The following is a 26976-nucleotide window of genomic DNA, read 5'->3' on the forward strand; positions in this document are numbered from 1 at the left end:
CTTATTCTGAAATTTTCCTGCTCGCTGGAGGCATGCTCAATACGATCGCGCCGCCAGCAAAATCTGAGGGACTGGCTACCTTACGGAACCAGTCCCCCATTGCATTCACGAAGAACGGATCAATAACCTTGAGACTGATCCACCAGACCACTGGCGGCCTGACCCTGATGCAACTGGGCTATGCGCGAACCAATCTGTTCCAGCGCCTGCTCACGCAAGGTAATACCCGAAATATGCGGCGTAATCATCACGGCCGGATTTCCCCAATAGGGGTGATCCGCCGGTAAGGGCTCTTGTGTGAAGGCATCCAGCATCGCCCCCGCCAACTGCCCGCTGTTCAATGCGTCCAGCACATCCTGATCGACCAAATGTGCACCACGGGCCACGTTGATCAAATAGCCACCCGGCTGCAACTGAGCCAGGGTGTCACGATTGATCAGACCCTTGGTTTGCGGTGTCAAAGGCAAGGCATTGATCAGAATACGGCTGGCTGACAGACACTGCTGCAAGCCCTCCTCACCGGCGTAGCAGGGGAAATCGGCCTCATGCAAACGACGCGACCAGCCGTGCACGGGATAACCCAGACTGGCAATGACCTGAGCGATTTTGCGCCCAATCACCCCTAAGCCCAGCACAGCTACCGGCCACTGCCGACGGTCCACCGGACGATGCGCTTTCCACTGCCCCTGACGGGCCTGCTCTTCGTAAGGCTGAAAACGCCCTACTGCCTGCAATACACCATATAAGGCATATTCCGCCATTTGTTCGGCCATGCCGGCATCTTCCAGACGATACAAAGGCACCGTGGACGGGATGCTGCTGGCGACAGCGTCAACCCCAGCCCCCAGATTAAAGGCCGCACGCAGCCCTGGCTCCTGTTCAAACAAGGCCGTATCCGGTTGCCAGACCACCGCATACTGAGCGCCCGTACTAGGCTGGCCCACAGCAAATTCGTCCACAGTCCAGTCAGGATAAGCTTGCCGAAAATGCCCTGCCCAACGCTCCGTTTCTGAAGGTCTAGGGGTGGCAACAATTAAATGAGGCTGTTCCGTGGGCACTAGCGTTTTCCTCCAAACAAGGAACCCAATACCCCACGCAGCACTTTGGTGGCGGCCCGTTTGGTCTCGGTTCTAATCATGCTTTGCACCAAACCGTCTTTCTTGCCACCACGCGGCCCAGTTGATCCAAAAAGAAAATCATTCACGACGCCCATCAGACCGTCTTCTTTACCATCCACGGCTCCAGGCTTGCTGGCGCCCGCATCGCCATTGGCTGCGGCATCAGTCGTGCGTTTAGCCAACACTTCATAGGCTGACTCGCGATCAATAGCCTGGTCATACTTCAGGCCGAACAAAGAGGCTTGGCGCACCGCTTGTCGTTCTGCATCGGTAGCGGGGCCAATCCGGCTCCCGGGCGCAACCAGCCAGGCACGCTCGGTAGGCGTTGGAGTACCTTTGGCATCCAGCATGGACACCAGGGCCTCACCCACACCCAGTTCGGTAATGGCCGCTTCAATATCCAGGCCTGGATTAGGGCGCATGGTTTGCGCAGCTGTCTTGACTGCTTTTTGATCACGGGGCGTGAAGGCACGCAAGGCATGCTGCACGCGGTTACCCAATTGGCCCAGAACCGTGTCTGGAATATCCAGCGGGTTCTGCGTCACAAAATAAATACCCACGCCTTTGGAGCGAATCAGGCGAACCACCTGCTCGACTTTTTCCAGCAAGGCTTTGGGTGCACCTGTAAACAATAAGTGGGCTTCATCAAAGAAAAAAACCAGACGAGGTTTATCCAGATCACCTACTTCTGGCAGACGCTCGTACAAGTCAGCCAGCATCCAGAGCAAGAACACCGCGTACAAACGAGGGGACTGCATCAGCTTGTCCGCAGCCAGCACGTTAATCGCCCCGCGACCCGAGGCATCCGTACGAATCCAGTCCATGACATCCAAAGCCGGCTCGCCAAAGAAGCGATCCGCCCCCTGGGTTTCCAGACGCAGCAAGGCCCGTTGGATTGCCCCCACACTGGCAGCAGCGATATTGCCGTATTGATTACGCAGTTGCGCGGCCCGATCCGCAACGTCCTGTAACACGGCACGTAAGTCTTTCAAATCCAGAATCAGTTGCCCTTCGTCGTCAGCCACGCGAAAAACGATATTCAACACCCCTTCCTGGGTATCGTTCAGCTCCAGAATCTGGGATAGCAACAAAGGGCCCATATCGGAGATGGTGGCCCGGACCGGATGGCCTTGCTCGCCAAAAATGTCCCAGAAGGTGACCGGGTTCGCGCCCCAGGCTGGCTCGGGCAGGCCCAGCTTTTGCAAGCGTTCCTGCAATTTGGGATTCGGCTGCGCCGCCTGGGAAATACCACTTAAATCCCCTTTGGCATCGGCCAGAAACACCGGCGTGCCCTGACGGGAGAAGGCTTCGGCCAGTACCTGCAAGGTGACCGTTTTACCCGTTCCTGTTGCCCCCGTAATACAACCATGCCGGTTGGCCAGAGCGGGCAGCAGGTAAAGGGGAGTCGTGCTGTTCTGAGCAAGCAAAATTGGATCGGCCATGATTGTTTGTTCTCTTCCGGATAGAATGCCAAGTGCTTAGATTCTAGCGACTTTCGCCCAAGCTCGGGCCTTGTCGTCCAGACAGGTTAAAATAGATCTGTTTTTCTTTGAACGTAGTCTACTGAATTGGTAATACTTTATGGCCGGACATAGTAAATGGGCGAATATTCAGCACCGTAAAGGTCGTCAAGACGCAAAACGGGGCAAACTTTGGACCAAGATCATTCGTGAGGTCACCGTAGCCGCACGTGCCGGCGGCCCTGACCCCGAGTCCAACCCACGTTTGCGCATGGCCTGGGACAAGGCAACCGCTGCCAATATGCCCAAGGACAACATCACGCGCGCGATCCAGCGCGGTGCAGGTGGCACAGACGATGCCAATTACGAAGAGATTCGCTATGAAGGATATGGCGTTAACGGTGCAGCCGTGATCGTGGACTGCATGACCGATAACCGTCAGCGTACCGTCTCGGACGTGCGCCATGCCTTTACAAAAAATGGCGGTAATCTGGGTCTGGACGGGTCGGTAGTGTTTCAATTCCGCCACTGTGGGCAGTTTCTGTTCGCACCGGGCGCCTCGGAAGACACCATTATGGAAGTCGGTCTGGAGGCCGGTGCTGACGATATCGTCACCGACGAAGAAGGCCTGATTGAAGTGCTGTGTACGCCCAGCGACTACCCCGCCGTACAAGCGGCGTTCCAGGCAGCCGGATTGACCCCTGAAGTCGAAGGCGTGGTCATGAAAGCCCTGAACGAGACCGAATTGGCTGGCGACGATGCCATCAAAATGCAAAAACTTCTGGACGCACTGGAAGGCCTGGACGATGTCCAAGAGGTCTACACCACCGCGGTCATGGACGAAGCCGAATAACCTGGTTCCTGAAAACTCCTCTTTGCGGGCCCTGCCCGACTCATCACTATGAAGCTACTTGTTGTTGGCAGCGGCGGCCGTGAACACGCCTTGGCATGGCGCCTGGCCCAATCTGCACGGGTGCAAACTGTTTATGTTGCCCCGGGCAATGGCGGTACGGCCCGTGCCGAGCGCATTGAAAACCTGAACATCACCGATATTCAGGAACTGATTGCCTTTGTGAAAGAAGAAAAAATTGCCTTCACCATCGTGGGCCCCGAAGCCCCTCTGGCCGCAGGCATTGTGGACGCCTTCCGTGCGGCCGGCCTGAAAATCTTCGGCCCCACCCAGGCAGCGGCGCAGCTGGAAAGCTCCAAAGACTACGCCAAAGCCTTTATGGTGCGTCACAACATTCCCACCGCTGCTTACGCAACCTTTACCGATCCCGAAGCGGCCAAGGATTACATCCGCCAGCAAGGCGCCCCCATTGTGGTCAAGGCCGACGGCCTGGCTGCGGGCAAGGGTGTGATTGTGGCGACGACCCTGGAAGAAGCGCTGGGCGCCATTGACGACATCCTGGGCGACGGCCGCTTTGGTGCAGCCGGTGCACGCGTGGTCGTGGAAGAATGCCTGACCGGCGAAGAAGCCAGCTTCATCGTCATGTGTGATGGCAAGAATGTTCTGCCTATGGCAACCAGCCAGGATCACAAACGCTTGAAAGACGGCGACCAGGGTCCGAATACCGGTGGCATGGGTGCATACTCCCCCGCCCCTATCGTCAGCCCCACGCTGCACAACCGCATCATGCGTGAAGTCATTCACCCCACCATGCAGGGAATGGCCAAAGAAGGCTTGCCTTACTCGGGCTTTCTGTACGCCGGCGTGATGATTGACGATGGCCCGGACGCCACGCGTCCTATCAAGGTGCTGGAATTCAACTGCCGCATGGGCGACCCTGAAACCCAACCCATCATGATGCGCATCAAAAGCGACCTGACCGAAACCTTCGAACTGGCCCTGGCTGGCAAGCTGGACGAGGCCACCATCGAATGGGATCGCCGCACCGCCATTGGTGTAGTACTGGCAGCGGCCAACTACCCCGAAGAGCCCCGTACGGGCGACGCCATCACTCAGTTTGCCGTGGATACCGACAACTGCATTACCTTCCACGCTGGCACCCAGCTGAAAGACGATGTGGTAGTTACCACGGGTGGCCGAGTTCTGTGTGTCACCGCCATGGCTGACTCGATCCGACGCGCCCAGGAAGCGACCTACCAGGCCATTTCCCAAACGCACTTCGACGGCAAGCAATTTCGCACTGATATTGGCTGGCGCGCTCTGCCCAGCAGCGAATCCTGATTCACGTAGCAAGGTCTTTTCATGTCTTTACCCATTGATACCGTCCAGGCTTATTTCCGTCAGTTGCAAAGCCACATCGTGGACACACTTGAGCAGCTGGATGGCACGCCTTTCGAGTCGGACCAGTGGGATCGTCCGGAAGGCGGCGGCGGTCTGTCCCGCCTGCTGGAAAACGGCCCCGTGTTTGAGCGGGCTGCCGTTTTATTCAGCCATGTCAAAGGCCACACCCTGCCCCCGTCGGCCAGCGCCCACCGTCCTGAACTGGCCGGACGTCCCTGGGAGGCTATGGGGGTCTCGCTGGTCATTCACCCGCGCAACCCCTTTGTCCCCACCACACACATGAACGTGCGTATGTTTGTGGCGCAAGCCCAGCAAGCCGACCAACAAGACGTGTTCTGGTTTGGTGGCGGTCTGGATTTGACCCCTTACTACCTGTACGAAGATGATGCCCGTCATTTTCATCAGGTTTGCCACGATGCGCTGGCTCCACACGGAGCGGATTACTACCCGCGCTACAAACGCTGGTGCGATGAGTATTTTTATCTGAAGCACCGTAATGAAACCCGTGGCATCGGCGGTATTTTCTACGACGACCTGAACGAGCCCGGCTTTGAGGCCAGCTTTGCCCTGACACGTTCAGTGGGTAATTCCTTTACCGATGCGTATGCGCCTATTGTGCGTGCCCACAAGGATCAGGAATACACCCAGGCCCATCGGGACTTCCAGGCCATACGTCGTGGCCGCTATGTCGAGTTCAATCTGGTCTTTGACCGAGGCACCCTGTTTGGCCTGCAATCGGGCGGACGCACCGAGTCCATCTTGCTATCCATGCCACCCCAGGCCAATTGGCGCTATAACTGGTCGCCCGAACCGGGCACACCGGAAGCCGCTCTGGCGCAGTACCTGGTGCCACGCGAATGGATTTAAAGCGTGTTGGTTTGCTGGGTGGCAGTTTCGACCCCATCCATAAGGCCCATGTGGCCTTGGCGGTGGCCGCTTTTGAGCAATTGAAGCTGGACCAGGTGCAGTTGTTGCCCGCAGCCCAGCCTTGGCAGCGCAATACTCTGGGTGCCAGCACTCTGGATCGTCTGGCCATGGCCGAGCTGGCAGCCCAGAGCCACCCTGCCATGCAGGTCAACCCCGTAGAAATCCTGCGCGGCGGCCCAACGTACACCATAGACACGGTGCGCGAATTGCCTGCCGGGTCTCAGTACTACTGGATTTTAGGCAGCGACCAATTGCATAATTTTTGCAGCTGGAACGATTGGCAGGAAATTCTTGAATACGTCGAGCTGGCCGTTGCCCAGCGCCCTGGCAATCCCCTGGAAACGCCAGCCGCTTTGCAGCAAAAATTAAATCAGCTTCAGCGTCGTTTGCATCAGATCGACTTTGTTCCCATGGACATCTCGGCCACCGAAATTCGGGAGCGAGTGCAGCGCGGTGACAACATCACCCCACTGGTCCCGGAAAAAGTCGCTCAATACATTGACAAAAAACGACTCTATCTTTCCCACCCACAGGTGCGCCCTGTATAGTTCTTTTTATGAATATAGAAACACTTCAACGTCTCGTCATCGATGCCCTCGAGGACGTCAAAGCTCAAGACATCAAGGTCTTTAGCACTACCCACATGACCGGCCTGTTCGATCGTGTGGTGATCGCCAGTGGTACGTCCAACCGGCAAACCCGCGCTTTGATCAAAAGCGTATTTGATAAAGCACGTCAAAACAAAGTCGACATCCTGGCCCACGAAGGCGAGGATACCGGCGAATGGGTCTTGCTGGATCTGGGCGATATCGTGGTGCATTGCATGCAGCCCGCCATTCGCCAGTACTACAACCTGGAAGAACTGTGGGGTGAACGTCCAGTCGACGTAGAGCTGCTGCCACAATCGCGCCAAGTTCCTCAGCCTGGCTTTTACGCCAGCGCTGATGAGGACGAGGACTAAGCGCTTCCTCCGCCCTATCGGCGGTACCCAGGCCGCTCCTAAACAGGCGGCCTTTTTTTTACCGCCGGGCCGCCCCAAGGCAAAAACACCCCCTCGGGGGGCAGCAAGCCAAAGGCGCAGCGTGGGGGTATTTTTACCGCCGGGCCGCCCCAAGGTAAAAAACGCTCCCTCGAGGGCAGCAAGCCAGAGGCGCAGCATGGGGGCTTTTCCCTCTTTTTTTCTGACGACTTTTCATGAAACTCATTGTCATCGCGGTCGGTCAGCGCATGCCCGACTGGGTGGAACAAGGCTGGCAGGAATACGCGCGCCGCATGCCGCAAGACTGCGCGATAGAACTGCGCGAAATCAAGGCCGAACCACGTACCAGTGGCAAAACAGCCGCCCAGATGATGCAGGCCGAAGCCAAACGTATTGAAGCTGCCATTCCTGCCCAGGCCATGCGCATTGCCCTGGACGAACGAGGCAAGGACCTGACCACCGTCAAGCTGGCCCAGGAACTGGAGCGCTGGCGTAGCAGCGGTCAGGACATTGCCATTTTGGTCGGTGGCCCTGATGGGCTGGATGCATCCCTAAAGCAAAGCTGCCACGGCATGCTGCGCCTGTCCTCCCTGACCTTGCCCCACCCTCTGGTACGCATTTTTCTGGCCGAACAACTGTATCGTGCCTGGTCCGTTATGACCGGTCACCCTTATCACCGTGCCTGAGCCCTCTTTTCTTCGTTTTCGTCTCTTATGCCTTTTCAGCCCATCTATTTAGCCTCCGCCAGCCCGCGACGCCATGACTTGCTCAACAGCATTCAGATTAACCACGAGGTACTGAATGTCCCCAGCCCTCCCGGGGAGGATGAGCCACGCCTGGAACAGGAAGCCGTACTGGATTACGTTCGCCGCACGGCTCGCGACAAATTGCTGCGTGCGTTGGAATGGCGCGCTCAGGAAAACAGCCTGGATCAGGAGCGCGCTATTTTGAGTGCTGACACCACGGTTTGCATGGGCGAGGATATTTTTGGCAAGCCGGCTGACATTGCGGACGCCACGCGCATTCTGCGCGAGCTGTCGGGCCGACGCCATCAAGTCATGACGGCCTTGTCCTTAGGGGTAGGCGGGGTGGAATTTGAAAGCATCAGCATCAGCGAAGTCAGCTTCAAAACCTTGAGTGATCAAGAAATCCAGGAATACTGCGCCAGTGGCGAGCCTATGGGCAAAGCCGGTGCTTATGGCATTCAAGGTTTGGGTGGCGCATTCATCAGCCATTTGAGCGGTAGCTACACCGGCGTCATGGGTTTGCCAGTACACGAAACCTACCGTTTGCTGGAATTGGCCAATCTGAAGATCCGTACCTAACATCCGGCAAGGCCGGAGAAACAGCTCGATCAGAACAAGAACGGGGAACTATCCCGGTACGGCTTAGTCCCACTCTTTTATTCAATTTAGTTCTTAGTATATATTTTCTGGATATATACATTTAACGACTGTTTTGCAGGATTAACCACCATGCCGCTTTCCTCTTTTTCGATTCGTCTTGCCCTGGCCGGTTTGCTGTGTGCCAGTACCGTCGCACAAGCGGCAGACCGTCCTGCCGCCCTGAAGGCTCTGGAAGAGCAAGGGCTGTCTATTGTGGGCGAGTTTGATGCTCCCGGTGGTCTAAAAGCCTGGGGGGCCTATAGCGGCAACCGCGCCCTGGCCGTGTACACCCTGCCTGATGGTCAGCATATGCTGGTGGGTACGATGATTGATGCCAACGGCGAAGAAGTTCGCCCCGAAGGCCTGGACAAGCTGGTGCAACCCGCTATTGCCAAAGACATGTTGGGCAAGCTGGAACAATCCCGCTGGATCAAAGACGGGGACGACAAGGCGCCACGCGTGGTCTACGTCTTTACCGACCCCAACTGCCCCTACTGCATGCAGTTCTGGCAAATGGCGCGCCCTTGGGTAGAGTCAGGCAAAGTACAGCTACGCCACATCATGGTCGGCATTCTGGCACCGAGCAGCGGCCCCAAATCGGCGGCTATTTTAGCGGCTAAAAATCCGACTCAAGCGTTAAACGAGCATTCGCTTGCCATGCTGAAAGACCGCAATGCCGGTGTCAAAGCCATAGACGCGATCCCAAGCGACATTGAGGCGGACCTGACACGCAATGAAGACCTGATGATGGGTTGGGACTTGCGCGCTACCCCCGCCATGGTCTGGAAAGATGAGCAAGGCCATATTCAGATGCAGACAGGTGCTTCGCCCGACATAGCCGCCCGCGTGTTCGGCCCTCGCTAATTCCACTAAGGTATACCGCTCATGAGCACCCGTGTTCTCCTGCACGCCCCCACCCCCGACGCTTTGGAGCGCGCCCGCAGCAATGCGCGCAACCTGCTCAAAGACATACCCGACGCCCAGATCCGCATCATCGTCAACGCCCAGGCTGTCAAAACCTGCATACAAGGCGCTGAAGACGAATGCGACACTTACACCTACCTGTGTCCTAACACGTTGCGTAACCAGGCTCTCCAGGCGCCTGAACGCTTCCAGACACTAGGCCAAGGTGCTATCACTGCCTTGGTTCAATTACAGGCAGAAAACTGGCTGTATATCCGAGCTTGAGTGGGGTGTAGGGCCAGAACAACGGACCATACTGGCCGGTCATTAATCTGACAAGCCTGCACCAAAGCTTGATACGATAACGAAGCCCGCGACGAGCGGGCTTATTTTTACCCCGTATCAAAAGGAATCTGTCATGCCCCAACTACCCCGCTCTGCTCTGCGTCCCTGCCTGTTACTGGCTCTCTGCGTTATAGGAAGCAGCCAGGCACTCGCTCAGCAAACGACTATTGGTTTGGGCATGGGCTTTGCTCCCAAGTACGAAGGCTCGGACAGCTACAGCGGCCGTGCCTACCCCCTGATCTCCCACCGCAATGGCCACTTCTTTCTGGCCCCCAAGGCTGGCATGCCCGCCATTGGTCTGCAAACCCAATTGACGGATAACTGGACCATTGGTACTTATGCCTCCCTGTCGCGTTCGCGCGATGCCGGTGATGGCAGCCGCCTGCATGGTACCGATGACATTGATCGTCATGGAAACCTGGGGGTCTTTACCGCCTACCAGTTGGGCGATGCAAAAATTGAGGGGAGCTACTACCAGGCCCTGAAAAGCGGCTATGGCGCCACTGCCGTGCTGGATCTGAGCTACCGCCTCTGGAACAACCAGGACAGCAGCTTTTCAGTGGGCACCGAATTGAAATGGTCCAACGAAAAAGCCATGCGCACCTACTTTGGCGTGCAATCGCATGAAGTCGTCAATAGCGGCGGCCAACTGCGTACGTACCGCCCTGACTCGGGCCTGCGCTCCTACGCCCTGTACGGCCAATACACTCACAAGCTAAGCGAAAGCTGGTCGCTGCAAGGTTTGCTGGGTGTGAACACTCTGGGTGAAGAAGCCAAAGACAGCCCGCTGGTCGAGAAGAAAAGCAGTGTCTTTGGTGGCGTAGGCTTGGGCTATAGCTTCTAAGCGTCTACTAGGGTCTGCCGACCCGCTTGACCGTCAAGCCGTTGTGTTCCAGGCGTGCCTGCACAACGGCTCGGTGATCCCCCTGAATCTCCAGCGTTCCCTCTTTTAGCGTCCCCCCGGCTCCACAGGCATTTTTCAATTCTTTGATCAAGGCTTTGAGCTGATCTTCCGGCATGACCAATCCACTAATCACGGTCACACCCTTGCCTTTACGCCCCTTGGTCTCCAGACTCAAGCGCACCGGCCCCTGGACCTGAGCCAGCTGTTCCTGACGGCGTGTTTCTTCACAACAACATTGATTTTGTGGCTGCCCACAATCCGGGCACATACGCCCCTGATCGGTGCTGTACACCAATCGAGATAATTGATCCGATAAGCTGGCCATAGCCTCTCGCTTCCTTAAATACATAAAAAAAGCCCACCGAATCGGTGGGCTTCACGCTGGACAAAGCCCAGACGAATTACATCATGCCCATCAGAACCAGGCCAAGCAATTGCTCGGAGGTAAAGCGCTGGCCGTTGATGTCAAAAACACGATCGGTACCGTTGTACTTGATTTCGGTAGAGATGCTGTTTTCGTCAACCTTGACCATTTTGGACTCGGCGTAAGGAGCTACGGCGGCATCCAGAACCATATCCAGCATGGCAGCATTGCCTTCTTCAGCCGACAGGCCTTCAGACTTGTCCATCTCGGCGGCCAGACCACGCAGCATGGCTTTGGAGATCAGCACATCCAGCTGAGCGGCAGGAATCGCTTCCACCCACAGTTCTGGGCTTTCTTTCAGCTCTTGAGCCGATGCGTTAGGCTTTTGCAGTTCAACGCGCAGATTGGCTTTGGACTCACCGGCAGCGGTGTACCAGCGCAAAGGCTCAATACGCAGCACAGGTTTGTGTTCCAGAGCTTGCAGAACCAATTCCAGCATCTTCTGGGCAGTAGCCGAATCGACCGATTCAATATCGTTTTGCAGATTCGAATCCGACAGCAGCTTGGAGAAAGCAGCAATAGCAGGAGCGTACACACGGTCAAAATTCATGACCAGCTCAGCCGAACCCAGCTTGACCTTGTCTTCAAAAACCAACTCGGACAGCTGGTAGCTGACCTTGGTGTCGCTGATGGAGTCTTTGGTGACCGCATCGGAGTTCACCGCAATTTGCTTGAAGGTAATACCGTCAGTTTCTGCCGTGCTCATCTTGACGTTATCAACGCTCAGCTTGCCAACTTGCTTGCCGTTGACATTAATGTCACCGTCTTGCTTGAAGTCCAGCACGAAGTTGGAAGCTTGCAGCGTCAAAGGATCATCGCTGATGTCATCCACAAACAAGTTGGGAAAGCTACCTGTGACAACGATATCTTTGCTCTTGCCACCGGCTTTGGTGCGCAGTTGACCACCGCTGAAATCAACCTTGATCTCGTCGCCTTGATGCTTGATGGCTTCAAAATGCACGTTAGAGTCCACGGCACCGTCAAAACCCACCAGGCTATCCGCCCACAAAGGAGTCTTGTCGCCAGTCAGCTTGAACCAGCCCTCGGAGTCTTTGGTCTTGACCAGGGTGCTGTGCGACAAGGCCGCAACAGGGGTAAAGTTACCCAGCGCCAATGCCGACATAGGCAGTGGACCGTGGCTGATCTTGTCTTCGAAGGTCAGCTCCAGAGGTTTTTCGTCAGCGGCTGTCGGTTTGATGGTGATGGTGTAACGCGCGTTGGAGGACAATACCCCACGTTGATACTCGATCACATTCATAACAACCGATTCGCTCATCCCCATTTGCTGGAGCTGCTCGGCGGCCAAGGTATTGAACTGGGCCACTTTATCCTGGACCAGCGCTTCTGTTTTCTTGCCGGTATACCAGGTTGAACCGCCATATGCGGCCGCTAATACGACAACCAGTGTGACCAGCCCTGTGCTTTTCTTCATGACTTCCCTTTTGTAGACCTACAGTCCCAACTTCAAATAGCCGACATAATACCGAAACTAAGTTTGACAGATGGTAGTTTATTCCCCGTAATTGTAACTATTCACCTGCGTAATACGAGCGACATCATCTTCCCCCAAGCCCAAGCGATGGGCGGCACGATACGTTTGCTGGGCCGCATGGGCCACTGGCATGCTGGTGTGGCTGACACTGGCCAGCGCGGCCACCGTGTTCAAATCCTTCAACATCGTGTCCACCGACGCCTTAACCTGACTATCGCGCGCGGTCATGCGTGGCACGAACAATTGCAGCAAGACCGAATCGGCCCAGCCACCACCCAGCGCTTCACTGATTTTGGATGCATCCACGCCATTGTCATTGGCCAGACTCAAGGCTTCAGCAATCGCTGTCAGGGTCGTGGCCACAATCGTCTGATTGCATAACTTTGTTACTTGGCCAGCCCCTACCGCCCCCATCAGGGTGACGCGCTGCGAATAGGCCGCCAGCACAGAACGCACTTGGTCCAGTTGAGCCGCATCGCCCCCGACCATGATCGCCAAGCTGCCTTGCTCCGCCCCACCCACACCGCCCGACACCGGAGCATCCAACCAATGCGCACCACAACGCTGCTGCAATTGGGCTGCCATCTGACGGGTCGCCTGAGGAGGAATCGAGGAGTGGTCCACCACAATCCGTAAGGCACCCTGCACGCTGGCCAAACCCTGTTCGCCCAGTACGGTGTCGTGCACAGCCTGAGCATCAAAGACGCACAAGAACACAGACTCGCATTGCTCGGCCATATGCGCCGGCGTATCGCACCAGACCGCCCCCGCTTGAATCAAGGCACTGGCCTTCTCTTTGGAACGGTTCCAAATACGAACCTGGTGACCGGCTTCCAACAAGCGACGCACCATAGGCTGGCCCATACGGCCTAAACCACAAAAACCAATATTCATCTCTAGTCCTTTACCTCCCGAGACGGGAGTGCATGCAGATTGGAGGGCAAGAAAAACCCGCCTGTCGGCGGGTAGAGGCTGGCCAGCCCAGTTCTGGACGGCCATCAGGGCAAGCTTTACGCAGCGTCAGGTTGACGATCCGGAGCAGCCTCTTGAAAAGCGGACAGCTCCAGGCATTTTTCTTCAACCGCCAGCAGGCGCGGAAACGCTGCCAGATCAATTTCAAAACGACGCGCATTGAACATTTGCGGAATCAGGCAGATTTCAGCAAGACCGGGGGTATCACCAAAGATAAAATGCTGGTCTTTCTTGCCATGTCGCTGCACCAGAGCTTCCAGCCCTTCCAAGCCCACGCTGACCCAGTGGCGATACCACTGATTACGGGCTTGTTCTTCGACATTCAATTCGTTCTTCAAATACTGCAGGACGCGCAGATTATTCAAAGGATGAATATCGCAAGCCACGGTTTGCGCCATGGACCGCGCCCAGGCCCGCTCTGCCGAGGCTTTAGGCAATAGCGGCAACTCGGGATAGCGCTCGTCCAGGTACTCCAGAATGGCCAGAGATTGGGTGATGATCAAACCATCATCATCCAGCGCAGGCAGCAATTGCACGGGATTCACCTGCACATACTCAGGCTGGTGCTGCTGGCCGCCGTCTTTGACCAGATGAACAGGTTTGATCTGATACTCCAGACCCTTCAGGTTCAAACCAATCCGCACCCGGTAAGCGGCTGAGCTGCGAAAGTAGCTATACAGAATCATTTTGTCTCCTGTCCACCCTGGGAAAATCTATTTTCTTATTTATTCAGGCTTTCAATTTTGCGCGAGAGTTCACGCGGCAAGGGGAAGGCGATGTTTTCTTCCACCCCATCCAGAGCGCGTACACGGCCTACGCCCAATTCCTGCAAACGCTGAATAACCTGATTAACCAGCACTTCCGGCGCAGAAGCCCCTGCCGTCACACCCACCCGTTTCTTGCCCACCAACCAGGCCGGGTCGATCATCTCGGGTTTGTCCAGCAGATAAGCCTCGGCTCCTTTGCGTTCAGCTACTTCACGCAAACGGTTGGAGTTGGAGCTGTTAGTGCTGCCCACAACCAGAACCAGATCACACTGGGGTGCCATGATTTTGACCGCATCCTGACGGTTTTGCGTGGCGTAACAGATATCGCTTTTCTTGGGCTCCACAATATTGGGGAAGCGCTCGCGCAGGGCCTGCGCGACGACGGCGGCATCATCCACCGACAAGGTGGTTTGTGTCACAAAAGCCAGATTATCGGGGTCCTTGATTTTCAGATTGGCCACGTCTTCTGGGGTTTCCACCAGATACATGCCACCATCCGCCTGTCCCAGCGTGCCTTCCACTTCCGGGTGACCCACGTGACCGATCATGATGATTTCACGGCCTTCGGCGCGCATACGCGAGACTTCGATATGCACCTTAGTCACCAAAGGGCAGGTGGCATCAAATACTTTCAGACCACGCTGCTCGGCGTCATCCCGCACCTGACGCGACACGCCATGCGCCGAGAAAATCACGATGGCACCCGAAGGAGCCTCGTCCAACTCTTTGATAAAGATGGCCCCTTTATTGCGCAGGTCTTCCACTACGTAACGGTTGTGGACGATCTCGTGGCGCACATAAATGGGTGCGCCGTGCAATTCCAAGGCACGCTCGACAATATCAATCGCGCGATCAACCCCAGCACAGAATCCGCGTGGCTGGGCCAGAACAACCTCAGCGTTCTGAACAGGAGTAGCTTGGCTCATTACAGAATCCCCAAAATATGAACATCCAGGCGCAAGGTCACACCGGCCAAGGGATGGTTGAAATCGAACAAAGCGGTTTTCTCGTCGATTTCCTTAAGGACGCCCGAATAACGGCTGCCATTCGGTGCGGCGAACTCCACCATATCACCGGGCTCGAACTGCACACCTTCAGCGGCGTTGTCAGCCAGCATCTCGCGAGTAATGCGCTGCAGCAAGTCCGGATTACGGGCCCCATAGGCATCCTGGGCGGCAATCTCTACCTGAAAGCGTTCGTCTTCACGACGACCCAACAAGGGCGCTTCCATGCCGGGAGCCCATTGGCCATTACCCAATTGCAAGGTGGCAGGACGCCCCGTATAGGTATCTGCAAACACAGAGCCTGCCGCCGGGCCACTGGCCAGCTCAATACGATAGTGCAGGGTCAGGTAGGAATCCTGACGGACAATTCCAAGTTCGGAACTAGCAGTGTTACTCACGATCGCTCACTATAGAAAATCATTCAATTACCGCATTTTAGCGTTTCTTATGGCCACATCCACTTTACGCCGTCAGGGACCCCGTGAGCGCATGTTGGCGCACGGCCCTGCCTGCCTGACCACTCCTGAACTGCTGGGAATTGTCCTGCGTACTGGCACGCGCGGGCTTAATGCGGTTGAACTGGGCCAGATGTTGCTGGACCATTTTAACGGACTCAAAGGATTATTATCAGCCGATGCGTCCGCGCTGCGTCAGCTGGCCGGAATCGGCCCGGCAAAATGCACCGAACTGTTGGTTATCCGGGAACTGCACCGCCGCTGCGCACTGGAAACCCTGACGGGCCAGCCTGTCCTGGATCAGGCCGACAAGGTACGCGAATATTGTCTGGCGCATATTGGTCATTTACCAGTAGAGCATTGCCTAGCCCTGTTTCTAGACAATCAGTTGCGACTGATCTGTGCTGAAGAAATCAGCAAAGGCACCATTAACCAGGCCTCGGTCTATCCGCGCGAGATCCTGCGTGCGGCCATCCGTCATCACAGCTGTGCCATTATTCTGGCGCACAACCACCCTTCAGGTGCGGCCCACCCCAGCGCATCCGATATAAGACTGACCCGACACATCCGTCAGGCCCTGGCGCTGGTTGATATACGCTTGCTGGATCACATCATCGTCACCCCCACCCAAACCGTATCCATGGCCGAGCGCGGCGACCTTTAAGCCAAACAGGGCGATCCCGCTTTTTTGATACAGTTAAACTAGGTTCCCCGTAAAATCCAGAACACACTAAAGCAGAGTACGGAACGCTATGTCTGAAACCGCCGTGAAGTCCTTTGTTGGACGCCTACGCGAGATTCTTCACGATCTATCTCCTTCAGAGCGACGCCTGGCGGAATTCGCCTTGGATTTTCCGGGTGATCTGGCTGGTTATACGGCGTCCGAGCTGGCCTCACTGGCCAATGTCTCTAACGCCACAGTGACCCGTTTTATCCGACGCCTGGGCTACCCCAATTACGAAGCCGCCCGCAAACAAGTGCGGTCCGAGAAAAACGCTGGCTCGCCCCTGCTGCTGGCCGCCACCGAGACGGAACGCTCCCTCTCCACGCATTTGCAGCAAAGCCAGGCCAATTTGGCCTCTACCTATCGACGCATTCCTGAAGCGCTACTGGACGAAATTGCCCACGCCATTCTGGGCGCACGCAAAGTCTGGGTGCTCGGCTTCCGGTCCAGCCAATCCCTGGCCAGCTACTTTCGCTGGCAACTGCTGCAGATCGTTCCCAATGCCCAGTTAATCCCCGGCCCCGGCGAAACCATGGGCGAGCATCTGGCCGGCATACAGCAGGATGATGTGGTCGTAATCTTTGCTCTGCGTCGCCGGGTCCACGGTATGGATCAGCTGATTGAACAACTGGCGCTCTTGAGTCCCAACGTGCTGCATATCAGCGATCAGCTCAGTTCGGAAAAAAGCGCCTGTCGCTGGACCCTGCGCTGCGATGTGCAATCCCCTGGCGTACTGGACAATCACGTCGCGGTCATTGGCTTATGCCATTTGGTGCTTAGCCAAGTCATGGATAATGCCGGCCCGGCCGGACGCCGCCATCTAGGCATGGTGGAATCCTTCCACGACAACTTTCAAGAGCTTTAGGCCATCCGGGGAATCAAATAAGGATCATACCCAAATCCGTATGATTTGATATCCAAAAAAAACCCTTTTATATCAATGCATTGCATGGGACATCTCCACCCATGCAAAAACTTTCTCGTTTACCCTAGTTTTGAAAATATTTTTTCATATCAATAATTACTGAAAAAATATTGTTAGGAGGCGGACGTGCCCAGCACGTTCCTGAACGAGGAGAAATCATGACAAGCCCCCATCAAGCTCTGCCCGCAGATTCTGCACAGGCTCATTCTGCGGCCAATGGCAATACAGTTCAGCATCAGCTGGAAAACTCACTGGAAACCATAGGCGTCACTAATTCGCACCGCAAGGTGCTGGCCCTGATCCTGCTGGGCGTGCTGTTTGATGTGCTGGAACAAAATGCGGTGGGCTTGGTAGGCCCCCTGCTCCAGGAGCACTGGGGTCTTACCCCACGCGACGTGGGCTTTCTGAACACCCTGACCTTCGCTGCTGCTGCCCTGGGCCGGCTGCTGTCTGGCTATATCGCTGACCACTATGGCCGACGCGTCATGCTGACCATTAACCTGGCCCTGTTTACGCTGGGTGCGCTGATCTGCGCTCTGGCGCCTAGCTACTGGGTCTTGGGGCTGGGCCGTGTGATTGTGGGCTTTGGCCTGGGTGGCGAAATTTCAATTGCCGTTACCATGTTGGCCGAATTCTGCTCCTCGCGGTTTCGCGGCACGGCCGTGGGCACTATTAACGTAGCTGGTGGGGGGCTGGGCAATATGCTGGCTCCTGCCTTTGGCCTGCTGGTCTTCACCCTGTTTCCCGGCCCTGAGAGCTGGCGCTGGCTGTTTGGCCTGCTCGTCATGCCCGCCTTCATGGTGCTGTTCTACCGTCGCTACATTCCTGAGACACCACGCTTTCTGGTCTCCCAAGGGCGTATCGAAGAGGCCAATCAGGTTCTAAACATACTGGCTTCGGGAAAACTGGGACGGACGGTCCCCAACCCTTACCCCTATTTGCGTAGCGGACCGCAGGCAGTCAAAGCAGAACGTGTACGTCTGGGGGAGATTTTCCAGGGTGCATTGGCCAAGCGCACTCTGGTTACCGGCATTGCCGTCTGCATGACCTACGGCGCCCAGCTGACCGTCTTGACCTTGATGCCCACGCTGCTCGTGGAGCAAGGTTATTCCCTGGTGAAAAGTTATACCTTCACCATCCTGATGCAGTCAGGCAGCCTGCTCGGTGCCTTGACGGCTTCCTACCTGGGTTCCCGCACTCCCCGCAAACGAGTGTTCACAGTCGGTGCGCTGCTGGCCTGCGCCAGTGGTCTGGCCTTCGGCTTTCTAAGCTCCAACATTTATCTGGTGCTGCTGTTCGGCGCGTCCTTTCAATTCTGCGTCCTGCTGTTGAACACCACGATCTGGATCTTCGCCCCCGAGCTCTACCCCACTCGCGTACGCGCCTTTGGCACCGCCTTCATTCTGGCTCTGGGCACACTGGCAGGTGCCTTCGTACCGACCCTGAGCGGCTGGATGCTGGAACTCTACGGCGTGGCTGGCATGTTTACTTTGATGTCAGGCATGTACCTCTCCTTTGCTGCCGTCCTGCAGTTCGCGCCGGAAACCTTCGGCCGTCCTCTGGATACTTGATTTCAATTTTTATCGGCCGGGTTCATTCGGCCATTGCGTCTATTTATGTCTCATACCGTATTACTCATTAACCCCAATACCTCCCGTCCCACCACGGACATGATGGTTGCCATCGCCCAGGCCTGCTTCGAGCATCTGGGACGCAGCGACATCCTTGTTCAAGGACTCACCGCTCCTCAAGGGCCAGGCATGCTGACCGAGATGAACGAACTGGAGCAGGCCGCTGCCATTGCACAACATCCACAGGTGCTCGCCCAGGCGCAGCACGCGGATGGCGTCATTGTGGGCGCCTTTGGCGATCCAGGCCTGCAAGCCCTGGCCGAACAGGTGTCGGTACCGGTAATCGGCATAGGCCAGGCCGCCATGCTGCAGGCCGCACGAGCAGGCTCCCCCTTTGGCATCGCCACCACCACACCGGGCCTGGAGCAATCCATTCTGGAGCAGGTGCAGCGTTACGGCTGGAGCGAGCAATTCTCAGGCCTGCGCCTGACACCCACCGCCCCCCTGGACTTGGCCCAGGAGCCTGAACGCCAGAACCAGGAACTGGAAGACAGCGTTCTGGCCTGCATCCAACAAGATGGGGCACGCGCCGTCATCATCGGTGGCGGCCCCCTGGCGCAAAGCGCCCAGGCACTGCAAACCAAGCTGGCTGTGCCAGTGATCAATCCCATTATTGCCGCCTGCGAATTGATGGCCGAGCGCTTGCCTGCAGAGCCGCACTAACACGCTGTACCCACACAACAACAAGGAGAGGCCCCATGACAAGCAGTATCCCCGTGGACGGAGCTCGCGCTTCGCCCGCCAGCAAGAAGGAACTGGATCAGATCTACCGAAAAGTAATGTGGCGCATTTTGCCCTTCATTTTTTTACTGTGGATGCTGGCCTGGATAGACAGGCTCAATATTGGTTTTGCAAAGCTGCAGATGCAGCCCGAGCTAGGCTTTTCTGAAACGGTCTACGGCATAGGCGCAGGCATTTTCTTTCTGGGTTACTTCTTTTTTGAAGTCCCCAGTAATTGGCTGCTGCTACGCATCGGAGCACGCAAGACGCTGGCCCGCATCGCGTTTGGCTGGGGTCTGATTTGCGTGCTGATGATGTTTACCAAAACAGCCGCCTACTTTTACGTCATGCGCTTTTTGCTGGGCGCTTTTGAAGCCGGTTTTCAACCCGGTGTGCTGCTGTTCCTGACCTTCTGGTTCCCCGCCCACCGTCGCGCCAAGGCCTTTGCGGTCTTTATCTCCGCCTCGGCCGTAGCCTCAGTCGTCGGTGCACCCTTGGCTGGCTTCATCATGACCCGCCTGCATGGCGTCAATGATTGGTCTGGCTGGCAATGGCTGTTCCTGCTGGAGGGCCTGCCCACCATTTTCGCAGGCATTCTGGCGGTCATCTTCATTGTCGATAGCCCAAACAAAGCCAGTTGGCTCAGCCAGCGCGAAAAGGATCTGATCCAGGAAGAGCTGGTTCTGGACGCCAAGGCCGCCGGCCCACGTGAACACAGCTTCAAGAAAGCCCTGGGTAATCGGGACTTGTGGACACTAACCTTGATGTTCTTTGGGATCGTGGCCGCTAACTCCACCCTGGCCTTTTTTGCACCTACCTTGGTACGCTCACTTGGCCCGACCGACCCCCTACAGGTCGGCTTGCTGGTGGGGCTGGTGTATGTCTTTGGGGCCATTTTCCAGCTGGCGCTGGGCTTTAGTGCGGATCGCCGCCGCGAAGCGCGCCTACACACAGGCATTCCGGTGATCATTGGTGCCATTGGCCTGGCCGGTGTCGGTCTGTTCCTGGGCAACAATACCATCCTGACCTTCATCAGCCTGATCATTGCAGTGTCCGGAACCATGGGCTGCATTCCCGTTTACTGGCAACTACCCAATGCCGTGCTGGCCGGCTCTGCGGCTGCCATTGGCGTGGCTTTCATCAACTCGGTTGCTAATCTGGCCGGTTTTGGCGCTCCCTTCATGTTGGGTGCGCTGAAGGATTCCACCGGCAACTTCCAGAGCGGCTTATGGATCATTGCCGCGCTGGAACTGGCTGTAGGTATCTGGATTCTATCCTTCCGCAAACGCAACACAGCTGGCTGATTTTCCAGAAACCGGCTCTTAAAACACCCCTACAATCTAGCAATCGTCTGGGTTTTGGGGTGTTTTCTTATTATCAACGATGCCGTATGCACTGCTATTTCCCGAGCTTTACAGGCGACGCCCCCACCTCCAAACAGCCCCTTGTTGCACTTGTGCACCGCTTTTACGGAGTTTTCTTTGAAAAGCGGCCGCTCGATGCTAAAATTTCAGGCTTCATCGGATACGTGGCAAAAAGTCTTTAGGCATTATTCAACCTGGCCTTTAAAACCGGGTTAAAAAAACAGCCCTCTTGCTTTTTAGTGCCGGTATTTACAAGGCTTGAAAAACTGCGCGATGCGGTTTGTTTTTTGTAAATACGAGCCCTGCTGGCGGTCCTTATTTGTTAAAACAGGAATCATCATGAAAGAAGGCATTCACCCAGAATACCGTGACGTGGTGTTTTTGGACCTGCAAACGGGCAACTCCTTTATCACCCGTTCCACTGTCCAGACTCGCGAAACCACCGAAAAAGACGGTAAGACCTACCCACTGTTCAAGTGTGACGTGACGTCCGAGTCGCACCCTTTCTACACGGGCGCTCAAACCCGTATCGTGGAAACTGGCCGCGTTGAAAAGTTCCGCGCCCGTTTTGCTCGTACGGCTGGTACCGTCAAGAAAGGCGAATAAGCCCTCTTTCTCGGCATACCGCGTTCAGCGCAAAAAAGGCAGCTTCGGCTGCCTTTTTTACTGCGCTTTTCCCGGTCAAGGCGTCCCCTTTGCATTAAGATAGGGCGAATCAACAGACTGTTTTATCCTAGACGTGTCATCCAGCCTCATACCCACCTCCACCCCTGCCCGCCTGACCGCTACCGCGGCCGTCAAACTTCCCCGACTGGTCCTGTTAGTCGTAGGGACGATCTATATTCTTGCGGGTCTGTTTTTCCGTGACCCCTGGAAAGCAGACGATGTTATCGGGCTGGCCACCATGCTTACCGCCTTGTCTGATCCCAGCGGTCAGGCTTTGCTGTTGCCGCAGGTGGGAGATTTAGCGCATGCCCAGGACGGGCCGCTGACGACCTGGCTGGGTGCGCTGTTCATTACGCTGTTCGCACCGCTGCTCAAACTGTTTACATCCGAGCTGAATGCCAATATTGTGGCCTCGCGCCTGCCCAATCTGCTGTGGTTCGGCATGTTGGCGGCTTCCGTCTGGCATAGCGCCTATTGGCTGGCGCGCCGCCCTGAAGCCCAGCCGCTGCGCCTACCCTTTGGCGGCGAGCCATCGCCCACGGCGTATGGACGCATGATTGCCGATGCCACCTTGCTGCTAACAGTCGCAACGGTCGGTATTCTCTGGCGCATGCACGAAACCTCGGAAGTGCCCGCCATTATTGCCTTCCAAGCCTTGGCCTTGTACAGCCTGGTGCGCATGTTCGAGCGCCCTGCTTCAGGGGCGATCTTGCTGGGCCTATCGCTAGGTGCCTGCTTTTTAACGCGTGGCTGGCTGGGCGCAGGCCCCATCATGCTGGCGACCGTGCTGTGCTTTATTCCCCGTGGCCCCTTGCGCCAGCATAGCCAATGGCTGGCGCTAAGCGCCGTGCTGACATTGGCCATCATCATGGCCTGGTGGATTCCTGCCAAACGCGTCAGCGTGTACTGGACGGAACAGTGGCGCCTGTGGCATCTGGCCGCCTGGGGCTGGGCCGGTTTCAAAGAACAACTGAATAATCTACGCGACCTGCTGTGGTTCCTGTGGCCTATCTGGCCCTTGGCCTTGCTGGCTCTGTGGCAATGGCGCAGCTGGTTCAAAGCCCCGCATATTTATGTGCCTGCCATCAGCTTTATCGTCCCACTTATCAGCCTGCTGTTCATGCGCGATGCTTTCGAGCCTGAATATGCCTTACTAGTTGTGCCCTGCGCGATACTGGCCGCCTTCTCGCTGCCCACCTTACGCCGCGGCGTCGTCAATACGCTGGATTGGTTTGCCATCATGTGCTTTTCGCTGACGGCAACCACAGTCTGGCTGGGCTGGATCGCCCAGCAAACCGGCTGGCCGCGTCAAATTTCGCACAATATTGCCCGTCAAACACAGGGTTACGACACCTTCATTTCCTGGCCGGTCATGATTATTGCCGTGCTGGGCACAATCGCCTGGATCTCTCTGGTGCGCTGGCGTCTGTCCACCAATCCCCCCGGATTGCTACGCGGCACAGTACTGTCCGCAGGCGGGCTGATTACAACGTGGCTTTTGCTGGTCACGCTGTGGATGCCCTCGCTGGACTACGTGCGTAGCTATCGCGATGTATCCGGCGAGCTGTCGGCAGCGCTGCGTGAACACAAGCAGCCCGGCGAATGCCTACGCTCTTGGGGCCTGGGTTCGGGACAACGCGCCTCCTTCCTGGTGTTTAACGACATCAAGGTCAATTTCGACAATCGCTGCACCTTAGTGCTGGAACAGTTCTCCCTGCGCGACCTGCAAGATGGTAAAGCCCCCATTCCAGAGAATGCGGTCCAGCTATGGCAAGGTAAACGTGGGCCGGACCGTCACGAGGCTTTCCGTCTGCTACGGGTGTCAGCTCAGTAAGTTTCAATCATGTCCTCCGTGTTTCTTCACAACTGGAAAGGCCAGGCAGGTCAAATCCTGCGTCAGGCCTGGCCTGTGCTGGTTGGCTCCTGGGCCGGAATTGCCTTTGGTGTTCTGGATACCGTTATGGTCGGCCACAGCAGCGCCATCGACCTGCAGGCCATGGGCCTGGGCGTATCCATTTACATCACCGTCTTCATTGGCTTGATGGGCGTTATTCACGCCCTGATTCCCATCATTGCGCAACAGTTTGGGGCTCGCCGTCTGGACGAGGTGGGCCGCTGGTGGGGGCAAGGCGTGTGGCTGGCCCTACTGCTGACCCTGATTGGCTCCCTGGCCCTGGCATTTCCCAGTATCTGGCTCAGTTGGTCGGGCGATCTGAACCCGCTGGTTCACGAGCGTGTCACCTGGTATTTGCACAGCCTGATTCTGGCATTGCCTGCCGCACTGGTGTTCAGAACGATTTATTGCCTGGGTACGGCTACCTCTCACCCCAAAGCCGTCATGCTGATCAATCTGTTCAGCGTGGCATTCAAAGCCCTATTCAATTGGGTGCTGATTTTTGGCAAATTTGGTTTACCAGCCATGGGTGCCGTAGGCTCCGGCCTGGCCACTACCCTGGTTTCCTGGCTGATGCTGGCTGCAGGTTTATGGTTGCTACGCGCCGATCGCCACTACAAACCGTTTACGCTTCGGCTGGGTCGACCCAACTGGGCAGCACAAAAAGAACTGCTGCGCTTGGGACTGCCTATGGGTGGCTCCTACCTGATCGAGATCTGCGCATTCAGCTTTATGGCCTTGCTGGTTGCCCGTGAAGGAGTCTTTGCCTCCGGCGCCCATCAAATCATGGCCAATTTAGCCGCAGTCTGCTTCATGGTCCCTATGGCGGTAGGTGTTGCAGCGGCTTCCGTCAGTGCCCAGGCGATTGGCGCGGGGCAATATCACCGTGCCCGTCAGGTCGGCATGTTAAGTCTGGCGATTGTCTTGGCTGGGGCCACGATTACCATCAGCCTGCTAGTTTTGCTGCGCCCGACATTGGCTAATGCTTACACCGACGATGCCGATGTTGCCTTGCGGGCTTTGCTCTTGCTGCAACTACTGCCCTTTTTCCACTTTTTTGACGCCTTCCAGTGTCTGATTTCCTATCTGTTGCGAGCCTACAAGGTGGCTTTTGTACCCATGCTGCTACAGTTTTTTGCCCTGAGCGTGTTGGGTCTGGGTGGCGGCTGGTGGCTAGGCTTTGGGCCTGCCGCCGGATCACTGGAGGGGGTAATCCAGTGGCTGGCACCGGGAGCCCCCGTCGGTGCGGCCAGTTTGTGGACCATGTCCAGCCTGGGCCTGGGGGCCTCGGCCTTGCTGCTGCTCTTCTGGTATAGCCATATTTTGCGCATTTACAATCCAGCACGTCGCAAAACGGCCGTTTCTAGCTAAATACAGCATCAACCGCCCTCCAACACGCAAACCCATAAAAAACGGGGCCAGTTTTATAACTGGCCCCGTTTTTACGTAGCTACAGATACGCGCACTCAGGCTGGTTTGGTACCTTCAACAGCTTCCAATACCTTAGCCGCCTCCTCCTGAATACCGTCAGGCGACTCTTCCACCGCATCAATCAAGGGGCTGACCAAGTCCACCACCTTGCTGCGCGAGAGCAAGCCCAGGAACTCATCGTTCTCACCCGTCACGGCCAAAGGCTCGCTGCTGCGCAACAATTGCCCCAGGATTTCATCCAGGCCCATCGTGGAAGGAACAGAACTCATCTCGTCCACAAAACTGGAAATGTCCCGCGCGCCTTGCTGCACCGCCTCTTGAGCACGCGATCGCATCAAGACCCCAGCCAGCCGCTTGCCATCAAGCACAGGCGCATACCGCACACCTCGCTCGCTCAAACGCTCCAGCGCATGCACGGCACGAGTACGCATCGTGAACGTCAGCGTTTTGCTGAAATCGCGCACCGCATGGGTTGCATTCAGCACTTTGCTGCGGTTCACATCCTGCAAGAAGGCCTGCACGTAATCGCTGGCGGGCGACAAGAGAATATCCTCGGGCGAGCCTTCCTGAATCAGCTCACCATCTTTCAGAATGGCAATCCGGTTACCCAAGCGCAAGGCCTCATCCAGATCATGCGTAATAAACACAATGGTCTTGTTCAGACGGGCCTGCAGCTCCAGCAACTGATCCTGCATCTCACGTCGGATCAGCGGGTCCAGAGCGGAGAAGGCTTCGTCCATCAAGAGAATATCGGCATCGGTCGCCAAGGCACGCGCCAGACCGACACGCTGCTGCATACCGCCAGACAGTTGATGAGGGTACTGCTTCTCAAAACCTTGCAAGCCAACCTGCTCCAGCCAGTAAGTGGCTTTTTCTTCACGTGCGGCGCGCCCCATACCCTGCACTTGCAAACCATACGCGGCATTTTCCAATACCGTTCGGTGCGGAAACAAACCAAAGCGCTGAAAAACCATACTGATCTTTTGCTGGCGGAACTGCATCAATGCCTTCCCGCCCAGGCTCATGACGTCCACGTCATCGACCAGAATCTGCCCAGCTGTCGGTTCGATCAGACGGTTGAAGTGGCGAATCAGAGTGGACTTGCCCGAGCCGGACAATCCCATGATGACGTAAATGCTGCCATGCTCGATAGACAAGCTGATATCGCGCAAGCCCAGCGTATGACCGCTTTTTGCCAGCAGCTCATCTTTGCGAACCCCGTTGCGGGCCTCTTCCAGCCAGCGCTCGGGTTGCGAACCAAAGATCTTGTAAATATTGCGGACTTCAATCTTGCTCATGCGGCCTCCCGGGTCTGAAAGCGACGGCCGAATTCTTGAGTAATACGGTCAAACAGGATAGCCAGCAACACAATGCCCAAACCGGCCATCAGGCCCCGACCTACTTGCAGGCGGTTAATGCCTTGCAGCACTTCGTAGCCCAAACCTCGAACCCCGATCATGGAGGCAATCACCACCATGGCCAGTGCCATCATGGTTGTCTGGTTAATACCGGCCATGATGTTGGGCATGGCCAAAGGCAGTTGCACGCCATAGAGCTGCTGCCAACGATTCGAACCAAAAGAGCGCGAAGCTTCCAGCACTTCGCTGTCGACTAAGCGTATGCCCAAGTCAGTCAGTCGAATGACAGGGGCAATAGCGTAAATAATGGTGGCGATCAGGGCGGCAATCTTGCCCAAGTTGAACAGCATCACCACTGGAATCAGATAGACGAAGCTGGGCATGGTTTGCATCACATCCAGTACCGGCATCATGATGCGACGCAGCCAATTAAAGCTGGCCATCAGCAGTCCCAGGGGTATGCCTATCAGCACAGACAAAAACACAGCCACAATCATCAGGGCCAAGGTCTGCATTGCCGCATCCCACAGGCCAATCAAACCGATGGCAAATAACATGGCACCCATGGCCACAGAAAACAGAACGCGACGGCTGGCTACCCAGCCCAGGGCAACAACCACCAGAACCACCGCCCACCAGGGGCTGCTGCGCAGGATGGACTCCATGAACACCAGCATATCCAGCAAAGGCTGGGTCATGGCACGCAAGGTGCTGGAGTAATTGGCCACCAGATCACCCACGAACTGATCGATGGGCAAACGTAAGGCACGCGGATCAATCAACTCAGGAAACATAAAAAACACTCCGTAAAACTCGTGCATGCAGCGCGGGCTTGTGGCCCGGCCATGAGTCTGCCGGCCACACGGTGACCAGGCAG

Annotated in this window: 28 protein-coding genes; 18 read left to right on the plus strand and 10 right to left on the minus strand. The window is 56.4% G+C overall.

What is annotated here, in order from left to right; genetic code table 11:
• Positions 1–119: 119 nt before the first annotated feature.
• Both IE156_RS03160 and IE156_RS03165 read right to left on the minus strand, forming a co-directional pair.
• Positions 120–1058 (minus strand): 2-hydroxyacid dehydrogenase, encoded by a 939-nt coding sequence (locus IE156_RS03160; protein WP_189391017.1) that lies wholly within the window; start codon positions 1056–1058, stop codon positions 120–122.
• Positions 1058–2560, minus strand: coding sequence for a helicase HerA-like domain-containing protein (locus IE156_RS03165; RefSeq protein ID WP_189391018.1), 1503 nt, complete (start codon positions 2558–2560; stop codon positions 1058–1060). The genes IE156_RS03160 and IE156_RS03165 overlap by 1 nt, the downstream gene beginning before the upstream one ends.
• Before the next feature lie 139 nt (positions 2561–2699).
• Between IE156_RS03165 and IE156_RS03170 the strand changes: the two genes are divergently transcribed.
• The 10 genes from IE156_RS03170 to IE156_RS03215 all read left to right on the plus strand — a co-directional run bounded on the left by IE156_RS03170 (position 2700) and on the right by IE156_RS03215 (position 10212).
• Positions 2700–3431 carry a YebC/PmpR family DNA-binding transcriptional regulator gene (locus tag IE156_RS03170; protein WP_189391019.1) on the plus strand — a complete coding sequence of 244 codons (732 nt, stop codon included), beginning with the start codon at positions 2700–2702 and terminating at the stop codon, positions 3429–3431.
• Positions 3432–3479: 48 nt separating this feature from the next.
• Positions 3480–4769 (plus strand): phosphoribosylamine--glycine ligase, encoded by a 1290-nt coding sequence (purD, locus tag IE156_RS03175; RefSeq protein WP_189391020.1) that lies wholly within the window; start codon positions 3480–3482, stop codon positions 4767–4769.
• Between the two features lie 21 nt (positions 4770–4790).
• Positions 4791–5696: an oxygen-dependent coproporphyrinogen oxidase gene (gene hemF / locus IE156_RS03180; protein WP_189391021.1), complete on the plus strand. Its 906-nt coding sequence runs from the start codon at positions 4791–4793 to the stop codon at positions 5694–5696.
• On the plus strand, positions 5687–6304 hold the full coding sequence (gene nadD, locus IE156_RS03185) for a nicotinate (nicotinamide) nucleotide adenylyltransferase (protein ID WP_189391022.1): 618 nt from the start codon (positions 5687–5689) through the stop codon (positions 6302–6304). Before hemF ends, nadD begins: the two co-directional genes overlap by 10 nt.
• A gap of 8 nt (positions 6305–6312) precedes the next feature.
• A complete protein-coding gene (gene rsfS / locus IE156_RS03190; RefSeq protein ID WP_189391023.1) occupies positions 6313–6717 on the plus strand; it encodes a ribosome silencing factor in 405 nt (134 codons plus the stop codon).
• 233 nt (positions 6718–6950) lie between these two features.
• Entirely contained in the window at positions 6951–7421 is a 471-nt protein-coding gene (rlmH, locus tag IE156_RS03195; protein WP_189391024.1) for a 23S rRNA (pseudouridine(1915)-N(3))-methyltransferase RlmH, read from the plus strand.
• Between the two features lie 27 nt (positions 7422–7448).
• Positions 7449–8060, plus strand: a complete 612-nt coding sequence (locus tag IE156_RS03200) for a Maf family protein (protein WP_189391025.1) — start codon at positions 7449–7451, stop codon at positions 8058–8060.
• 150 nt (positions 8061–8210) lie between these two features.
• On the plus strand, positions 8211–8984 hold the full coding sequence (gene dsbG, locus IE156_RS03205) for a thiol:disulfide interchange protein DsbG (protein WP_189391026.1): 774 nt from the start codon (positions 8211–8213) through the stop codon (positions 8982–8984).
• A 21-nt stretch (positions 8985–9005) separates the two neighbouring features.
• Complete coding sequence (locus tag IE156_RS03210) at positions 9006–9308, plus strand: DsrE family protein (RefSeq protein WP_189391027.1); 303 nt, start codon at positions 9006–9008, stop codon at positions 9306–9308.
• A gap of 133 nt (positions 9309–9441) precedes the next feature.
• Positions 9442–10212 carry a MipA/OmpV family protein gene (locus IE156_RS03215; protein WP_189391028.1) on the plus strand — a complete coding sequence of 257 codons (771 nt, stop codon included), beginning with the start codon at positions 9442–9444 and terminating at the stop codon, positions 10210–10212.
• Between the two features lie 7 nt (positions 10213–10219).
• Here IE156_RS03215 and IE156_RS03220 read toward each other — a convergent pair whose 3' ends face one another.
• The 6 genes from IE156_RS03220 to IE156_RS03245 all read right to left on the minus strand — a co-directional run bounded on the left by IE156_RS03220 (position 10220) and on the right by IE156_RS03245 (position 15329).
• On the minus strand, positions 10220–10597 hold the full coding sequence (locus IE156_RS03220; protein WP_189391029.1) for an SUI1 family translation initiation factor: 378 nt from the start codon (positions 10595–10597) through the stop codon (positions 10220–10222).
• 76 nt (positions 10598–10673) lie between these two features.
• Positions 10674–12128: a YdgA family protein gene (locus IE156_RS03225; RefSeq protein WP_189391030.1), complete on the minus strand. Its 1455-nt coding sequence runs from the start codon at positions 12126–12128 to the stop codon at positions 10674–10676.
• A 78-nt stretch (positions 12129–12206) separates the two neighbouring features.
• Positions 12207–13082, minus strand: coding sequence for an NAD(P)-dependent oxidoreductase (locus tag IE156_RS03230; RefSeq protein ID WP_189391031.1), 876 nt, complete (start codon positions 13080–13082; stop codon positions 12207–12209).
• Between the two features lie 116 nt (positions 13083–13198).
• Positions 13199–13846 carry a maleylacetoacetate isomerase gene (maiA, locus tag IE156_RS03235; RefSeq protein WP_189391032.1) on the minus strand — a complete coding sequence of 216 codons (648 nt, stop codon included), beginning with the start codon at positions 13844–13846 and terminating at the stop codon, positions 13199–13201.
• 35 nt (positions 13847–13881) lie between these two features.
• Positions 13882–14853, minus strand: a complete 972-nt coding sequence (gene ispH, locus IE156_RS03240; protein WP_189391033.1) for a 4-hydroxy-3-methylbut-2-enyl diphosphate reductase — start codon at positions 14851–14853, stop codon at positions 13882–13884.
• Entirely contained in the window at positions 14853–15329 is a 477-nt protein-coding gene (locus tag IE156_RS03245) for an FKBP-type peptidyl-prolyl cis-trans isomerase (RefSeq protein WP_229840929.1), read from the minus strand. Before IE156_RS03245 ends, ispH begins: the two co-directional genes overlap by 1 nt.
• 49 nt (positions 15330–15378) lie before the next feature.
• Here IE156_RS03245 and radC point away from each other — a divergent pair, with 49 nt between their 5' ends.
• The 8 genes from radC (at position 15379) to IE156_RS03285 (ending at position 24681) form a co-directional block, all read left to right on the plus strand.
• On the plus strand, positions 15379–16050 hold the full coding sequence (radC, locus tag IE156_RS03250) for a RadC family protein (protein ID WP_189391034.1): 672 nt from the start codon (positions 15379–15381) through the stop codon (positions 16048–16050).
• A gap of 88 nt (positions 16051–16138) precedes the next feature.
• The gene (locus tag IE156_RS03255) at positions 16139–16975 is read left to right on the plus strand and encodes a MurR/RpiR family transcriptional regulator (protein WP_189391035.1); all 837 of its coding nucleotides are present in this window, start codon (positions 16139–16141) and stop codon (positions 16973–16975) included.
• 218 nt (positions 16976–17193) lie between these two features.
• Entirely contained in the window at positions 17194–18606 is a 1413-nt protein-coding gene (locus IE156_RS03260) for an MFS transporter (RefSeq protein ID WP_189391036.1), read from the plus strand.
• Positions 18607–18651: 45 nt separating this feature from the next.
• On the plus strand, positions 18652–19329 hold the full coding sequence (locus IE156_RS03265; RefSeq protein WP_189391037.1) for an aspartate/glutamate racemase family protein: 678 nt from the start codon (positions 18652–18654) through the stop codon (positions 19327–19329).
• 35 nt (positions 19330–19364) lie between these two features.
• Positions 19365–20690 carry an MFS transporter gene (locus IE156_RS03270; RefSeq protein ID WP_189391038.1) on the plus strand — a complete coding sequence of 442 codons (1326 nt, stop codon included), beginning with the start codon at positions 19365–19367 and terminating at the stop codon, positions 20688–20690.
• A gap of 399 nt (positions 20691–21089) precedes the next feature.
• Positions 21090–21356 (plus strand): type B 50S ribosomal protein L31, encoded by a 267-nt coding sequence (locus tag IE156_RS03275; RefSeq protein WP_003802796.1) that lies wholly within the window; start codon positions 21090–21092, stop codon positions 21354–21356.
• Positions 21357–21489: 133 nt separating this feature from the next.
• Complete coding sequence (locus IE156_RS03280; RefSeq protein ID WP_189391039.1) at positions 21490–23250, plus strand: ArnT family glycosyltransferase; 1761 nt, start codon at positions 21490–21492, stop codon at positions 23248–23250.
• Positions 23251–23259: 9 nt separating this feature from the next.
• Positions 23260–24681, plus strand: coding sequence for an MATE family efflux transporter (locus IE156_RS03285; RefSeq protein WP_189391040.1), 1422 nt, complete (start codon positions 23260–23262; stop codon positions 24679–24681).
• A 95-nt stretch (positions 24682–24776) separates the two neighbouring features.
• On the opposite strand, the gene IE156_RS03290 is transcribed toward IE156_RS03285, so the two are convergent.
• Both IE156_RS03290 and IE156_RS03295 read right to left on the minus strand, forming a co-directional pair.
• Positions 24777–26039 carry a quaternary amine ABC transporter ATP-binding protein gene (locus IE156_RS03290; RefSeq protein WP_189391041.1) on the minus strand — a complete coding sequence of 421 codons (1263 nt, stop codon included), beginning with the start codon at positions 26037–26039 and terminating at the stop codon, positions 24777–24779.
• On the minus strand, positions 26036–26893 hold the full coding sequence (locus IE156_RS03295; RefSeq protein ID WP_189391042.1) for an ABC transporter permease: 858 nt from the start codon (positions 26891–26893) through the stop codon (positions 26036–26038). Before IE156_RS03295 ends, IE156_RS03290 begins: the two co-directional genes overlap by 4 nt.
• Between the last annotated feature and the right edge of the window lie 83 nt (positions 26894–26976).

The organism is Alcaligenes pakistanensis (genome assembly GCF_014652815.1).
In the GTDB taxonomy this organism is placed as follows: Bacteria; Pseudomonadota; Gammaproteobacteria; order Burkholderiales; family Burkholderiaceae_B; genus Alcaligenes; species Alcaligenes pakistanensis.